Source organism: Pseudomonas sp. 5P_3.1_Bac2 (assembly GCF_025465995.1).
GTDB lineage: Bacteria > Pseudomonadota > Gammaproteobacteria > Pseudomonadales > Pseudomonadaceae > Aquipseudomonas.
The window spans coordinates 272,065-285,437 of the sequence record NZ_JANLNY010000028.1 but is presented as its reverse complement, the minus strand read 5'-3'; the positions used below and the strand labels follow the sequence as shown (position 1 = coordinate 285,437).

Here is a 13,373-nt window from a genome sequence, read left to right as displayed (position 1 = left end):
ATCTGACCTTCGTTACGCCACGGTCTTCGCGTTAATGTCTCTGACTCGTTTCACCATCACTGCTGTGCGTAACTTGCAGACGGTCAGCCTCACGCCCTCCCCGCGTATCAACATCCTTTCTGGCGACAACGGCAGCGGCAAAACCAGTGTGCTGGAAGCCATTCACTTGCTCGGTTTGGCCCGTTCGTTTCGCAGTACCCGTCTGCTGCCGGTCATTCAGTACGAACAGGCTGCCTGCACCATTCACGGCCAAGTGCAGTTGGCTGATGGGCGCATGAGTAACCTGGGGGTTTCGCGTGATCGTCAGGGCGAGTTCATTATTCGTATTGACGGGCAGAATGCGCGCAGCGCAGCACAGTTGGCTGAGACCTTACCGCTGCAATTGATCAATCCAGACAGTTTTCGTTTGTTAGAAGGTGCACCGAAGATTCGCCGACAGTTCCTCGACTGGGGAGTGTTCCACGTGGAACCTGGTTTTCTGCCGGCCTGGCAGCGCCTGCAGAAGGCGCTCCGTCAGCGGAACTCGTGGCTGCGGCATGGTACACTTGACCGCGCTTCGCAGGCGGCCTGGGACCGTGAGTTGTGCCTGGCCAGCGAGGAAATCGATAGTTATCGCCGTGCCTATATCAAGGCACTCAAGCCGATTTTCGAGCGTACCCTGAATGAGCTGGTAGAGCTGGAAGGTTTGACCCTAAGTTACTACCGCGGCTGGGATAAGGAACGCGAGCTAAATACAGTGCTCGCCAATAGCCTTAGCCGCGATCAACAACTCGGTCACACCCAAGCTGGCCCCCAACGTGCAGACTTAAGGTTACGTTTGGGCGCCCACAATGCCGCGGAGATTCTTTCCCGCGGGCAACAAAAGTTGGTTGTCTGTGCCCTGCGTATTGCACAAGGGCATTTGGTCAACCAGGCCAAGCAAGGTCAATGCATCTATCTAGTGGATGACTTACCGTCAGAACTGGATGAACAGCACCGCCGCGCTTTGTGCCGATTGTTAGAAGATTTGCACTGCCAGGTGTTTATCACCTGCGTAGACCATGAATTGTTGAGGGAAGGCTGGCGCACGGATACGCCAGTAGCCATGTTCCACGTGGAACATGGCGGTATCACCCAGACCCACGACCACCAGGAGTGAAGGCATGAGCGACAACCAAACGTACGACTCCAATAACATTAAGGTCCTTAAAGGCCTGGATGCCGTACGCAAACGGCCTGGTATGTATATCGGTGATACCGACGATGGCAGCGGTCTGCACCACATGGTGTTCGAGGTGGTCGACAACTCCATCGACGAGGCCTTGGCCGGTTACTGCAGTGAGATCACCATTACTATCCACCCGGATGAGTCGATCACTGTGCGCGACAACGGGCGCGGCATTCCGGTGGATATCCACAAGGACGAAGGCGTCTCGGCTGCTGAAGTGATCATGACCGTCCTGCACGCAGGCGGTAAGTTCGACGACAATAGCTATAAGGTCTCTGGTGGGCTGCACGGCGTGGGTGTGTCCGTGGTGAACGCCCTGTCCAAAGAACTGGTTATGACCATCCGCCGTGGCGGCAAGATCTGGGAACAGACTTACCACCATGGTGTACCTCAGGCGCCGATTGCGCCGGTGGGCGACAGCGAAACCACAGGTACGCAGATTCACTTCAAAGCTTCCGAAGATACCTTCGCCAATATCCATTTCAGCTGGGATATTTTGGCCAAGCGCCTGCGCGAACTGTCCTTCCTTAACTCCGGTGTCGGCATCATGTTGCGCGACGAGCGTAGCGGGAAGGAAGAGCTGTTCAAGTACGAAGGTGGTCTGCGTGCGTTCGTTGAGTACCTCAACCAGAACAAAACCCCGGTTAACCAGGTGTTCCATTTCACCGTGCAACGTGACGACGGTGTTGGTGTGGAAGTCGCTCTGCAGTGGAACGACAGCTTCAACGAAAACCTGCTGTGCTTCACCAACAATATTCCGCAGCGTGACGGTGGTACTCACCTCGCCGGTTTCCGCTCGGCCCTGACCCGTAACCTCAACACTTATATTGAGCAGGAAGGTCTGGCCAAGAAGCACAAAATCGCCACCACCGGTGACGACGCCCGTGAAGGTCTGACCGCGATTATCTCGGTGAAAGTACCGGACCCGAAATTCAGCTCGCAAACCAAAGACAAGCTGGTCTCCTCCGAGGTTAAAACCGCAGTGGAACAGGAGATGGGCAAGTACTTCTCCGACTTCCTGCTGGAAAACCCCAACGAAGCCAAGGCCGTGGTCGGCAAGATGATTGACGCCGCCCGTGCCCGCGAAGCAGCACGTAAAGCGCGGGAAATGACCCGTCGTAAAGGTGCACTGGATATCGCCGGTCTGCCAGGCAAACTGGCTGACTGCCAAGAGAAAGACCCTGCCCTGTCCGAACTCTACATCGTGGAAGGGGACTCCGCGGGCGGCTCTGCTAAGCAAGGCCGTAACCGCAAGACCCAAGCGATCCTGCCGCTCAAAGGTAAGATCCTTAACGTGGAAAAAGCCCGCTTCGACAAGATGATCTCGTCGCAAGAAGTCGGCACCCTGATCACCGCGCTGGGCTGTGGTATTGGCCGCGATGAATACAACATCGACAAGCTGCGTTATCACAACATCATCATCATGACCGACGCCGACGTCGACGGTTCGCACATCCGCACCCTGCTGCTGACCTTCTTCTTCCGTCAGTTGCCGGAGCTGGTTGAGCGCGGCTACATCTACATCGCCCAGCCGCCGCTGTACAAGGTCAAGAAAGGCAAGCAAGAGCAGTACATCAAAGACGATGAGGCCATGGAGGAATACATGACCCAATCGGCTCTGGAAGATGCCAGCCTGCACGTTAACGAAAGCGCCCCAGGCCTCTCTGGCGAGTCGCTGGAGCGTCTGGTCAACGACTATCGCATGGTCATGAAGACCCTCAAGCGTCTGTCCCGTCTGTATCCCGAAGAGCTCACCGAGCACTTCGTCTACATCCCACGGGTTGAGCCTGAGCAGTTGGCTGATCAAGCGCACATGCAGCAGTGGCTCGCCCAGCTCGACACGCGCCTGAAGACCATGGAGAAATCCGGCCTGGTCTATAAAACCAGTCTGCGCGAAGACCAAGAGCGTCACCTGTGGCTGCCTGAGGTCGAACTGATCTCCCACGGCGTTTCCAGCTACGTGACCTTCAACCGCGACTTCTTCGCCAGTAACGACTACCGCACCGTGACCACCCTCGGTGAGCAGCTCAACAGCCTGTTGGAAGAAGGCGCCTTTGTGCAGCGTGGCGAGCGTAAGAAGCACGTCAGCACGTTCAAAGACGCCCTCGCCTGGCTGATGGCCGAAAGCACCAAGCGTCACAGCATTCAGCGCTATAAAGGTCTGGGCGAAATGAACCCGGATCAACTCTGGGAAACCACCATGGACCCAGACGTGCGCCGCATGCTCAAGGTGCGTATCGAAGACGCCATCGCCGCCGACCAAATCTTCAACACCCTGATGGGCGACGCCGTAGAACCACGCCGCGACTTTATCGAAACCAACGCGTTGGCGGTGTCTAACCTGGACTTCTAACAGGCCCACACGGCTGTTAACCCGCCCAATAAAAACCCCAGCCTAAGTGCTGGGGTTTTTGTTTTGAGGCTGATTAAGTACGCGGGGCTATTGCCCAGAATGTTATTTCTTCAACCCCAGGGCGTTGCGGATGGTGAAGTGCAGGTCGGTTTGGTCGGTCAGGCCGGTGACGTTGGCGGCGTGGGGGCCGTAGGCGGCGATGCGCAGTTGGCTGCCGGTGTGTTCCATGGAGCTGCCTTCGGAGTTGCCGTAGCTCACCGCGATGATCGAGCCGTCTTTGGTGTTCAGTGCTTGGGTCAGGCCCGGGGCGGAGGTTTCTGGCGGGATAATTTGGCTGGAGTGGGCGTGGTCGGCGGTGACGATCACCAGGGTGTTGCCGTCGGCTTTGGCATAGGCCAGGGCCACTTGTACGGCTTCGTCGAGGTCGACGGTTTCACCGATCTGTCCGCAAGGGTTGGCGGCGTGGTCTTCTTTATCGATGGAGGCGCCCTCCACTTGCAGGAAGAAACCTTTGCGGTTGTCTTGCAGCAGTTCGATGGCTTTGCCGGTCATCTGCGCCAGAGTGGGGATATTGGCCGTGCGTTTTTGGTTGACCGTGCAGGTCACCGGCGCTTGGCTGATATTGCCGTGGTAGGTGGCTTTAGGGCCTTGCCAGCGGGTGGGCATATTGCCAGGGCTGAACAGGCCAATCAGCGGTTGCTTCTGGTTGGCTTTGCGAATCTTGCCGAGCGACGCGGCGTCTTCGACCAGCACATAGCCGCGCTCCAGCGCTTGGGCGCGCAGAGTTTTGCCCGACCATTTGCCAGCCTTGGCCACTTCACTGAACGTGCTGGCACCGCCGCCTAAGGTCACATCTGCACGGGTATCGAGTAACTGCTCGGTGATCGAGCCCTTACCGCCATTCTCTAACGCATTGCTCGCACATTGGCTGCTGGTGACCACCGGGCCATAGCATCTACGCGCAGTAACGTGGGCGAATTGCGCCGCTGGGGTGGCGTCTTGCAGTTCGGCGGTGGACACGTTGCCGGTGGCCAGGCCATTGCGTTTGGCCAGCTCGAGCAGGGTTTGATGTGGACGTTCGTGAATATCCACGCCGAGGGCGCCGTTGTAGGTTTTCACCCCACTGCTCCACGCCGTGGCGGAGGCGGCGGAGTCGGTCACGTAGTCGGGTTTGCCGCTGTCTTTGTGCAAGGCGTAATGGGTGTATTGACCGGTCAGTGGCAGTGCATCGATGCCCTTGAAGTAGCCGCCCGCCCCTTCTGCATAGTTACGCGCCAGGGTGATTTCCGAGTCGCCCATGCCATCGCCAATCAACAGGATGACGTTCTTGGCCTTGCGCTCGGATAACGAGGCTTTGATCGCGCTGGTAAGGTCGCGATCGACCCGGCGTGCGCCGCCTTGTTCGGTAATGTCGCCACGGGCTTCACGGTTGAACAGGTCTTGGTTGCGCTTGCCCTGAGCATGAGGCTCGGCAGCCACGCTCAGGGCACTAGCCGACAGTACAGCACCAATGGCTAAGGTCAGGGCGAGGGGTTTGGCGGTCAACATGCTGGATCTCCTTATACTGGGCGGGAAAGGCTTAAGCGGTTCTCGCTACGACGGCAGCAGGAGGCCAGCGAGGAAAGAGTCTCGCCGAGGGTAGTAAGGGCTTGTGACGAAGGGGTTACTGGCAGATGACAATACGTTTGCTGGATGCTCCAACAAAAAAGCCTTGGCGGTTAGGCCAAGGCTTTCAGGTGTTACTGACTAGCCGCTTAAGCGTCTTGCTTAGGCTCTGTCTGTGCGGCTTGCGGGTCCAGTGAGCCGATGGCCGCTTGGGTTTGTTTGACCCATTCGTAGGCGCGGTCGTTGAGCTCGGCGATGGCCCGTGGACCAGTGCCTTCGGCGTGCATCACTGGACCGATCACCACTTGGATGGTGCCGGGCTTTTTCCCCCAGCCGTCTTTGGGCCAGTACTGCCCAGCGTTATGGGCGATGGGCAGAATCGGCAGGTTGGCGTTAACGGCCAAGGCCGTACCACCACGGCTGAACTTGCCCATTTCGCCGGCAGGAATCCGTGTGCCTTCCGGGAAGACCAGCACCCAGCAGCCCTGCTCTAAGCATTCCTGGCCTTGCTTGGCCAATTGCTTGAGAGCGGCTTTGGGATTGCTGCGGTCGATGGCGATAGGTTTGAGCATGGCCATGGCCCAGCCGAAGAACGGCACATAGAGCAGCTCACGTTTGATCACTTGGCTCAGTGGCTCAAACAGCGCCGAGAGGTAGAAGGTCTCCCAGGTGCTTTGGTGTTTGGCCAGAATCACGCAGGGCTGTTTGGGGATGTTTTCCAAACCAGTGACTTGGTAATCGATACCGGCCACCACTTTGGTCAGCCACACGGCCACGCGGCACCAGGTTTGGTTAACGAAGCGGTAGCGCGTGCGAAACGGCATAAAGGCCGCGACAAAGAAGCTCAGGCTGCACCACACCAGCGACCAGCTGGACAGCAGGAGGTAAAACAAAACGGTTCGTAGGGTCTGCACGATCGACATGTGAGCATTTACCGTCACAGGCAGGGCCTGGGTTAAAGAGAGATAAGCTGGCTGGCCACTGCCGCCAGATCATCGAATACCAACGTGCCTTGCGGCAAGGGCTTGGCCAGCGTGCGCAAACCTTTGCCGGTTTTCACCAGTACCGGCTGACAGCCTACCGCTAAGGCCGTGTTCAGATCGCTGCTGCTGTCACCCACAAACCATACGCCGGTGAGATTCACGTCATAGTACTCGGCAATTTGTTCGAGCATGCCGGGTTTCGGTTTACGGCAAGCACAACCGTCATCCGGGCCGTGGGGGCAGTAAACAATCAAGCCCAGCTCGCCGCCCTGCTCCGCCACCAAATCCCGCAGGCGTTGGTGCATGGCGTGCAGAGTGCTTAGAGGATAGTAGCCGCGGGCGATTCCGGATTGATTAGTGGCGATGGCGATGGTCCAACCGGCTTGGCTCAGCTGCGCTAAGGCGCGAATGGCGCCAGGCAGTGGAATCCACTCCTCGAGGCTTTTGATGTAATCGTCAGAGTCGTAATTGATGACGCCGTCGCGATCGAGAATCAGCAGTTTCATGGGCCAATCCATAACCGGCACGCGGTAGCCGCGCACCGCTGTAATGAGGCAGTGGGCGCTGCGCAAACAGCGCCCACTGGTGGGACTACGGGGCTTAGCTCAATACCGAAATATCAGCCACGCCAAGGAACAGGCCACGCAGTTTAGCCAGCAGCGCGTAGCGGTTAGCGCGCACGTCTGGGTTCTCGGCGTTGACCATCACACCTTCGAAGAAGGCATCCACTGGCTCGCGCAGGCTGGCCAGTTGCGCCAGAGCCAGGCTGTACTGACGAGCCTCGGCCAGCGGCTTCACATTGCTTTCGGCCTGCTGGATGGCCGCATTCAAGGCGAACTCGGTCGGGCTGTCGAAGTAATGCGCGCGCACCGTGTTCGGTACTTGGCCTTCGAGTTTGCCCAGCAGGTTGGATACGCGCTTGTTCGCTGCGGCGAGCGAGGCAGCTTGCGGCAGGGCACGGAACGACTGCACGGCTTGTACGCGCTGGTCGAAGTCCAGCGGCGAGGTTGGGTTAACCGCACGCACCGCTTGGTAGACGCTGATGTCGATGCCTTCGTCTTCGTAACGCGCGCGCAGGCGGTCGAAGATAAAGTCCTGCACCTGAGTGGCCAGGGCTGCGCCCTTCACTTGGCTGCCGAACTGCTGGATGGCGAAGGCGATGGCTTTGGCCAGATCCAGGTCCAGATCTTTTTCGATCAGGATACGCAGCACGCCCAGCGCCGCACGGCGCAGCGCATAGGGGTCTTTGCTGCCGGTGGGGAGCATGCCGATGCCGAAGATGCCGACCAGGGTGTCCAGCTTGTCAGCCAGAGCCACCGCCGCACCGGTGAGGGTGCTGGGCAGTTCAGCGCCCGCACCGCGCGGCATGTACTGTTCGTTCAGCGCCAGGGCCACGTCATCCGGCTCGCCGTCGTGCTTGGCGTAGTAGTAACCGGCGATGCCTTGCATCTCCGGGAACTCGCCGACCATTTCACTGGCCAGGTCGCACTTACTCAGAATACCAGCGCGGGCTGCGCGGCCGGCGTCGCTGCCGATTTGCTGGGCGATAAAACCAGCCAGGGTGCTGACCCGCTTGGCCTTGTCGTAGACCGAACCCAGTTGGGCCTGGAACACCACGTTGGCCAGACGCTGGTTGAAGCTTTCCAGCGGCTGCTTTTTGTCCTGATTGAAGAAGAACTCAGCGTCGGTCAGGCGCGGACGCACCACCTTCTCGTTGCCTTCGATGATCTGCTTAGGATCTTTGCTCTCGACGTTGGCCACGGTGATAAAGCGCGGCAGCAACTTGCCGTTCGCGTCCAGCAGGCAGAAGTACTTCTGGTTGTCCTGCATGGTGGTGATCAGCGCTTCTTGCGGCACGTCGAGGAAGCGTTCCTCGAAGGAGCACACCAGCGGCACGGGCCATTCAACCAAGGCGGCTACTTCATCGAGCAGCGCCGGGGGCACGATGGCACTGCCCTGCTGCTCGGCGGCGAGTTGTTCGATGCGCTTGCTGATGAGCTCGCGACGCTCAGCGAAGTCGGCAATCACATAGGCGGCGCTCAGGTCTTCGGCGTAGTTACGCGGCGCGCTGATGCGCACTTCGTGGTTGGCATGGAAACGGTGGCCACGGGACTCACGACCGGACAGTTGGGCGAGGATTTCGCAGTCGATCACTTCGTCGCCAAACAGCATGATCAGCCATTGGCTTGGCCGCACGAATTCAGTTTTGCGCGCGCCCCAGCGCATGCGCTTAGGGATCGGCAGATCGTTGAGGGAGTCTTCGACGATAGTTGGCAGCAGGCTGCTGGCTGGCTTACCGGCGATGTTTTGGCTGAATTTCAGCTTCGGCCCGCTCTGGTCGATTTCGCTCAGCTCAACGCCGCATTTTTTGGCGAAGCCCAGAGCCGCTTGGGTCGGATTGCCGTCGGCATCAAAGGCGGCTTGTACGGGCGGGCCATCGAGGTTGAGGCTGCGATCCGGCTGTTGGGTCGCAAGCTGCTCGACCAGTACGGCCAAACGGCGTGGCGCGGCGTAGTAACGAGCGCTGCTGTAGCTCAGGCCAGAGGCTTTCAGGCCCTTCTCGATGCCGGCGAGGAAGGCTTCGCCGAGGCTCTTCAGGGCTTTGGGTGGCAGCTCTTCGGTGCCCAGCTCTACCAGAAAATCTTGCGCACTCATTCTGCTGCCTCCAGCTTGGCCAATACTTCATCACGCAGATCCGCCGCGGCGAGGGGGAAGCCCAGCTTGCGCCGCGCTTGCAGGTAGCTCTGCGCCACCGAGCGGGCCAAGGCGCGCACGCGCAGGATGTATTGCTGGCGTGCAGTAACCGAGATCGCCCGGCGCGCGTCCAGCAAGTTAAAGGTGTGGGATGCCTTGAGCACCATCTCGTAAGTGGGCAGTGGCAGTTCCAGTTCGATCAGACGGTTGGCTTCGGACTCATAGAAGTCGAACAGCTCGAACAGTTTCTCGACGTTGGCGTGCTCGAAGTTGTAGGTCGACTGCTCCACTTCGTTCTGGTGGAACACGTCGCCATAGGTGACCTTACCGAACTGGCCATCAGCCCAGACCAAGTCATACACCGAGTCGACGCCTTGCAGGTACATGGCCAGACGCTCAAGACCGTAAGTGATCTCGCCAGTGACCGGATAGCACTCGATGCCGCCAACTTGCTGGAAGTAGGTGAACTGGGTGACTTCCATGCCGTTGAGCCAGATTTCCCAACCCAGACCCCAGGCGCCCAGGGTCGGCGATTCCCAGTTGTCTTCAACGAAACGGATATCGTGAACCAGCGGATCAATACCGATGGCCTTCAGCGAGCCAAGGTACAGCTCCTGGAAGTTTTCCGGGTTGGGTTTGAGCACCACTTGGAACTGGTAGTAATGCTGCAGGCGGTTCGGGTTCTCGCCATAGCGGCCATCAGCCGGGCGGCGCGAAGGCTGCACATAGGCAGCGTTCCAGGTTTCCGGACCAATGGCACGTAGGAAGGTCGCGGTGTGGAAGGTGCCGGCGCCCACTTCCATGTCGTAGGGCTGTAATACCACGCAACCCTGCTCGGCCCAGTATTGTTGCAGGGCGAGGATCAAATCTTGGAAGGTGCGCACGGCAGGCGTAGTCTGGCTCACAAATTTCACCCGTACTTTGGCGGCTTGAGAAAGTCGGCCAGTATACCCAAGCTCAGGGACGCCCGCATGCCACGCTGTTTTTGGTGTAACGCTGAACCGCTGTACATCGCCTACCACGACCATGAATGGGGCGTGCCGCAGCGCAATGCCCAGGCGCTGTTCGAGCTGTTGGTGTTGGAAGGCTTTCAGGCCGGTTTGTCGTGGATCACGGTGCTGAAAAAGCGCGAGCGTTATCGCCAGGTGTTGTTTGGCTTTGATCCCGTGCAGTTGGCCGCCATGGACGACGCTTATATCGAGCAACTGCTGCAAGACCCGGGGATCATCCGCAATCGCCTCAAGCTCAACGCCGCCCGGCAAAACGCTCAGGCCTGGCTGCGCTTGGAAGATCCGGTGGCACTGCTGTGGTCCTTTGTCGGCGGTGTGCCGAAGATCAACCACTTCAGCGGCCGCGCCGAAGTGCCGGCGATTACCCCTGAGGCCGAGGCCATGAGCAAAGCCCTGCGCAAACTGGGTTTTACCTTCGTTGGGCCGACCATCTGCTACGCCTATATGCAGGCCACTGGCATGGTCATGGACCATACCACTGACTGTGATCGCTACCCGGCGCTGAGTCGTTAACTGCCCCCTGCCCGGCCAGGCGGTTACAATGGCGACTTTAGATTTGCCTGGAGTGGCCTGTGGAAAAGTTTAAAGGCGCCCTCGTGGTGGGCTTTTTGCGCTTGTTTGCCTTACTGCCCTGGCGTGCCGTGCAAGGCGTCGGCGGTGGCATCGGCTGGTTGATGTGGAAGCTGCCTAATCGCTCTCGCGAAGTGGCGCTGATCAATATCCAGCGCTGCTTTCCCGAGTTGGATCAGGCCGCGCTGAGTGGCCTGCACAAGCGCGCCATGATGGATATTGGCCGTACCCTGACGGAAAGCGCCTGCGCCTGGATCTGGCCGCCGAAGAAATCGCTCAAGTTCATCCGTGAAGTGGAAGGCATGGAGGTGCTCGAAGAGGCCCTGGCCTCGGGCGACGGTCTGGTCGGCATCACCAGCCACTTGGGTAACTGGGAAGTGCTCAACCACTTCTATTGCTCCTACGCCAAGCCGATTATCTTCTATCGCCCACCGAAGCTAAAAGCGGTGGATGAGCTGCTGAAGAAGCAGCGTGTGCAGATGGGCAACCGCGTGGCGCCCTCCACCCCGGAAGGCATCATGAGCGTGATCAAAGAGGTTAAACGCGGCGGCTGCGTCGGCATTCCTTGCGATCCGGAACCGGCCTTGGGTGCGGGCTTGTTTGTGCCTTACTTAGGCACCACGGCGCTGACCAGTAAGTTCGTGCCGCAGTTGTTGTCCCGTGGCAAAGCCCGTGGCGTGTTCTTCCATGCGGTGCGTCTGGACGATGGCAGCGGCTACAAAGTGATACTCGAAGCCGCGCCTGCGGATATGTACGACAAGGACTTGGAGGTGTCGGTCGCCGCCCTGAGTCGTGAACTGGGTCGCTATGTGCGCAATTACCCCAGCCAGTACATGTGGACCATGAAGCGCTTTAAGAAGCGCCCTGAAGGCGAGGCGCGCTGGTACTAGCGCGCTGTCACACCTTGGTGGCGGGTTGCAGGTGCTACCCGCTGTCGTCTAGGCTGAGCCACCTGATCTAGCCGGACTGGCCATGGACAATCATCGCGGTAGTGTGCGCACCACCCTGAAGATGCGCTTGCGCATCGAGCATCCTATTCATGGTGAACTGATGGTCACCACCCGCGATGTTTCTGAAGGCGGCGTGTTTGTTCTGATCGATCAAACCCAGGGTGAACTGCGCATTGGTGAGCGCGTACAAGGGCAGGTGCAAGGCCTGCCCGTAGAAGCGCCGGTGCTGACCATGGAAGTGATCCGCGTCGAGCCCATGGGGGTGGGCCTGCGTTTCGTGACCAGTTAACCCGGCTGCTGAGCGGCTTTATCCAGGCGCTTGAGAAACACCGTCATTTCCTTTTCAGCTTGCTTATCGCCCTTTTGCTGCGCGGCTTGTATGCCTTGCTGCCAGGCTTGGCGTGCCTGCTCGACTAAAGCTTGTTTGTGCAGCGCCTGGCCCAACAGCTTCCAGGCTGCGCTGTAGTTAGGATCAAACGCCACGCAGCGCTGCAAATGCTCGGCAGCTTGGGCCCACTGGCTGTTGTCCAAATAGCCCTTGCCGAGGCCGAAGCGCAGCAAGGCGTTGTCCATACCCTTGGCCAGCATGTTTTCCAGTGCTTGGGTGCTCATGGCTGCCTCAGAAGAATGACAAGCCGACCTGGAACAGGCGCTCGGCGTCGCGGATGTATTTTTTATCGACAAGGAACAGGATCACGTGGTCGCCACTTTCGATCACGGTGTCATCGTGGGCGATCAGCACTTCATCGTTGCGGATAATCGCACCGATGGTGGTGCCTGGCGGCAGGCTGATGTCTTCGATGGCACGGCCCACCACCTTGCTCGATTTGGCGTCGCCATGGGCCACCGCCTCGATGGCCTCAGCCGCACCGCGGCGCAGCGAGTGCACGCTCTCGATATCGCCACGGCGTACGTGGGCGAGCAAGGTGCCGATGGTGGCCAGCTGCGGACTGATGGCGATATCGATCTCGCCGCCCTGGACCAGATCCACATAGGCCGGGTTATTGATCAGGGTCATCACCTTGCGCGCGCCCAAACGCTTGGCCAGCAGCGAGGACATGATGTTGGCCTCGTCGTCGTTGGTCAGGGCGAGGAACAGGTCGGCGTCGCTGATGTTCTCTTCCACCAGCAAATCGCGGTCGCTGGCGCTGCCCTGCAAGACGATGGTGCTGTCGAGGGTTTCTGAGAGGTAGCGGCAACGCGCCGGGCTCATCTCGATGATTTTCACTTGGTAGCGGCTTTCGATGGCCTCGGCCAGGCGCTCGCCGATATGCCCGCCGCCGGCGATGACGACCTTTTTGTAGCTGTCTTCCATGCGCCGCATCTCACTCATCACCGCGCGGATGTGAGCTTTGGCGGCGATAAAGAACACTTCGTCATCGGCTTCGATAATGGTGTCGCCCTGCGGCATGATCGCCCGGTTACGGCGGAAAATCGCTGCGACGCGGGTGTCCACATTGGGCATGTGCTCGCGCAGTTGACGCAGTTGCTGACCCACCAGCGGGCCGCCGTAATAGGCACGCACCGCAACCAGCTGGGCTTTGCCTTCGCTGAAGTCGATCACCTGCAAGGCGCCGGGGTATTCGATCAGACGCTTGATGTAGTTGGTCACCACCTGCTCGGGGCTGATCAGCACGTCCACCGGAATCGCTTCGTTATCGAACAAGCCGCTGCGGGTCAGGTAGGCCGCTTCACGCACCCGGGCGATCTTGGTGGGGGTGCGAAACAAGGTGTAGGCCACCTGGCAGGCGACCATGTTCACTTCGTCGCTGTTGGTGACGGCCACCAGCATGTCGGCGTCGTCCGCACCGGCCTGGCGCAGCACTGTGGGGAACGAGGCGCGGCCTTGTACGGTGCGGATATCGAGGCGGTCACCCAAGTCGCGCAAGCGATCGGCGTCGGTGTCCACCACCGTGATGTCGTTGGCCTCACTGGCCAGGTGTTCCGCCAAGGTGCCGCCGACTTGGCCGGCACCGAGAATAATGATCTTCATCCTGTCTG

The 13,373-nt window shown here is 59.4% G+C and carries 12 protein-coding genes; 5 read left to right on the top strand and 7 right to left on the bottom strand.

The features are described 5' to 3' along the window. The first annotated feature begins 34 nt into the window (after positions 1-34). Positions 35-1,138, top strand: coding sequence for a DNA replication/repair protein RecF (gene recF / locus NTD81_RS18450; protein WP_262184195.1), 1,104 nt, complete (start codon positions 35-37; stop codon positions 1,136-1,138). Positions 1,139-1,142: 4 nt separating this feature from the next. Next, a complete protein-coding gene (gene gyrB / locus NTD81_RS18445) occupies positions 1,143-3,560 on the top strand; it encodes a DNA topoisomerase (ATP-hydrolyzing) subunit B (RefSeq protein WP_262184194.1) in 2,418 nt (805 codons plus the stop codon). Positions 3,561-3,662: 102 nt separating this feature from the next. On the opposite strand, the gene phoA is transcribed toward gyrB, so the two are convergent. The 5 genes from phoA to glyQ all read right to left on the bottom strand — a co-directional run bounded on the left by phoA (position 3,663) and on the right by glyQ (position 9,747). Beyond that, a complete protein-coding gene (gene phoA / locus NTD81_RS18440; RefSeq protein ID WP_262184193.1) occupies positions 3,663-5,108 on the bottom strand; it encodes an alkaline phosphatase in 1,446 nt (481 codons plus the stop codon). A gap of 206 nt (positions 5,109-5,314) precedes the next feature. Continuing rightward, on the bottom strand, positions 5,315-6,088 hold the full coding sequence (locus NTD81_RS18435; RefSeq protein ID WP_262184192.1) for a lysophospholipid acyltransferase family protein: 774 nt from the start codon (positions 6,086-6,088) through the stop codon (positions 5,315-5,317). 32 nt (positions 6,089-6,120) lie between these two features. Then, positions 6,121-6,654, bottom strand: coding sequence for a D-glycero-beta-D-manno-heptose 1,7-bisphosphate 7-phosphatase (gene gmhB / locus NTD81_RS18430; protein WP_262184191.1), 534 nt, complete (start codon positions 6,652-6,654; stop codon positions 6,121-6,123). Positions 6,655-6,748: 94 nt separating this feature from the next. Next, entirely contained in the window at positions 6,749-8,803 is a 2,055-nt protein-coding gene (gene glyS, locus NTD81_RS18425; protein WP_262184190.1) for a glycine--tRNA ligase subunit beta, read from the bottom strand. After that, a complete protein-coding gene (gene glyQ / locus NTD81_RS18420; protein WP_262184189.1) occupies positions 8,800-9,747 on the bottom strand; it encodes a glycine--tRNA ligase subunit alpha in 948 nt (315 codons plus the stop codon). The genes glyS and glyQ overlap by 4 nt, the downstream gene beginning before the upstream one ends. 66 nt (positions 9,748-9,813) lie before the next feature. Here glyQ and NTD81_RS18415 point away from each other — a divergent pair, with 66 nt between their 5' ends. The 3 genes from NTD81_RS18415 to NTD81_RS18405 all read left to right on the top strand — a co-directional run bounded on the left by NTD81_RS18415 (position 9,814) and on the right by NTD81_RS18405 (position 11,661). After that, a complete protein-coding gene (locus tag NTD81_RS18415; protein ID WP_262184187.1) occupies positions 9,814-10,365 on the top strand; it encodes a DNA-3-methyladenine glycosylase I in 552 nt (183 codons plus the stop codon). A gap of 59 nt (positions 10,366-10,424) precedes the next feature. Continuing rightward, on the top strand, positions 10,425-11,312 hold the full coding sequence (locus NTD81_RS18410; protein WP_262184186.1) for a lysophospholipid acyltransferase: 888 nt from the start codon (positions 10,425-10,427) through the stop codon (positions 11,310-11,312). 82 nt (positions 11,313-11,394) lie between these two features. Continuing rightward, entirely contained in the window at positions 11,395-11,661 is a 267-nt protein-coding gene (locus tag NTD81_RS18405; RefSeq protein WP_262184185.1) for a PilZ domain-containing protein, read from the top strand. On the opposite strand, the gene NTD81_RS18400 is transcribed toward NTD81_RS18405, so the two are convergent. Then, the gene (locus NTD81_RS18400; protein ID WP_262184184.1) at positions 11,658-11,984 is read right to left on the bottom strand and encodes a tetratricopeptide repeat protein; all 327 of its coding nucleotides are present in this window, start codon (positions 11,982-11,984) and stop codon (positions 11,658-11,660) included. The genes NTD81_RS18405 and NTD81_RS18400 overlap by 4 nt on opposite strands. A 7-nt stretch (positions 11,985-11,991) precedes the next feature. After that, positions 11,992-13,365 carry a Trk system potassium transporter TrkA gene (gene trkA / locus NTD81_RS18395; protein ID WP_262184183.1) on the bottom strand — a complete coding sequence of 458 codons (1,374 nt, stop codon included), beginning with the start codon at positions 13,363-13,365 and terminating at the stop codon, positions 11,992-11,994. Positions 13,366-13,373 lie beyond the last annotated feature (8 nt).

Bases quoted from the DNA above. Each gene is read 5' to 3' on its own strand.
- trkA (WP_262184183.1), bottom strand. From the start codon at position 13,365: ATGAAGATCATTATTCTCGGTGCCGGCCAAGTCGGCGGCACCTTGGCG.
- gyrB (WP_262184194.1), top strand. From the start codon at position 1,143: ATGAGCGACAACCAAACGTACGACTCCAATAACATTAAGGTCCTTAAA.
- recF (WP_262184195.1), top strand. From the start codon at position 35: ATGTCTCTGACTCGTTTCACCATCACTGCTGTGCGTAACTTGCAGACG.
- NTD81_RS18405 (WP_262184185.1), top strand. From the start codon at position 11,395: ATGGACAATCATCGCGGTAGTGTGCGCACCACCCTGAAGATGCGCTTG.
- glyS (WP_262184190.1), bottom strand. From the start codon at position 8,803: ATGAGTGCGCAAGATTTTCTGGTAGAGCTGGGCACCGAAGAGCTGCCA.
- NTD81_RS18400 (WP_262184184.1), bottom strand. From the start codon at position 11,984: ATGAGCACCCAAGCACTGGAAAACATGCTGGCCAAGGGTATGGACAAC.
- phoA (WP_262184193.1), bottom strand. From the start codon at position 5,108: ATGTTGACCGCCAAACCCCTCGCCCTGACCTTAGCCATTGGTGCTGTA.
- NTD81_RS18435 (WP_262184192.1), bottom strand. From the start codon at position 6,088: ATGTCGATCGTGCAGACCCTACGAACCGTTTTGTTTTACCTCCTGCTG.
- NTD81_RS18415 (WP_262184187.1), top strand. From the start codon at position 9,814: ATGCCACGCTGTTTTTGGTGTAACGCTGAACCGCTGTACATCGCCTAC.
- gmhB (WP_262184191.1), bottom strand. From the start codon at position 6,654: ATGAAACTGCTGATTCTCGATCGCGACGGCGTCATCAATTACGACTCT.